The 1,206-nt window shown below is 44.5% G+C and carries 1 protein-coding gene; it reads right to left on the bottom strand.

Annotated elements, in window-relative coordinates; genetic code table 11:
- A partial coding sequence (locus A3738_RS09540) for a DUF1329 domain-containing protein (RefSeq protein WP_068763569.1) occupies positions 1 to 1,106 on the bottom strand: 1,106 nt, incomplete at its 3' end.
- Positions 1,107 to 1,206: the final 100 nt, after the last annotated feature.

The following is a 1,206-nucleotide window of genomic DNA, read 5'->3' as shown; positions in this document are numbered from 1 at the left end:
TTCTTGTATATGTGGCGAGCTCCTTTTTTGAGGTTTGCTTCTACGACATGCACTCGGTGTAATTCCCAGCGCACATACTCTGGGTTCAAGTGCCCAGGCATAACTAAGTCATCGTATTTAACACCCTCACGCCCAATCTTATAGTTATTGTACGGAATAAAGATTTCCTGAACGCCTTTATATTCCCAATCATAGCGATCAGGCGCGCCATTATACATATCTGTGTCGTCAGCGGTACGAGTATTATCCGATGAAGCAATCGGAGAATCGTAAGCTAAGTTTGGAGCACGACGCACACGGCGCTGTCCAGCATTGTAATCCCATGCTTGGCGTGCATCTTCAGACTGGTCTAATGTTTCGTGAACAAGCAAAGCACCACCAGCAAGTCGCGCAGGCGCTTTGTTAAAGGTTAAGAAATAGAACAAGATGTTATCCATTTCTTTAAAGCTTCCCTCTGGGTTATGGAAGTTAAAGAAAACCTCTTGTTGCTTGGTTATAGGCGTGAATCGGCCATCTCTTTGAACGGCAACCTCTGTGTAGCGACCTTCAAGAAAAATACCGCGCCAACGTGTTAAATGGTTCCAGATCGCTTGCAAAGCTTTGTCTTGATTGCTGCCATGAAGTATTGGAAATGGGATGCCACCGTATGCGTCATTAATTCCCACACCGCCCTTTGACAAGGTAGCGGTCGTCGCATTTTCTTTCGTATTTTGATTTACCCAATCCGGCATAGCATGTGTGCGTCGAGTTGGGTAAACATCCATTGAAAAGCTATTTGGATAAGCTTCCATCAAGGCGTATTGCCCTGGAGTCATATATTTCTCAAAGCCTGGATAGTTGCTTTTATCAATGCTGAATTTAATTTTGTCATCGGGAAAAGGATCTACATGATGGTGCCCTGCCCCTTCATATCCAGCCGGCGGCGTCTTTAGACCACCATTCCAAGCAGGTATCGTACCCGCTTCATTGCCTTCCATTATAGAGCCAAACGGCGTAAGGGACTTGCCCAGTTTATCGGCCTCAGCTTGCGATACTTTCGCATCAACACTCGCAGCAAACGTACCGCAAGCAAGCACCGAGCCTAAAAGCAATGTTCTTATTGTCATGAGATTTCCTTTATTAAAACAAGGCTGATCCACAAGAAAAGGATCTGAAAAGCCAATGCAGTTTTATAACTATATCTAATTAACTTTTAGCAGAAATTTC

This window comes from Oleiphilus sp. HI0066 (assembly GCF_001635725.1).
The sequence above is the reverse complement of the archived record's forward strand: the minus strand, read 5'-3'. Positions and strand labels throughout refer to the sequence as shown.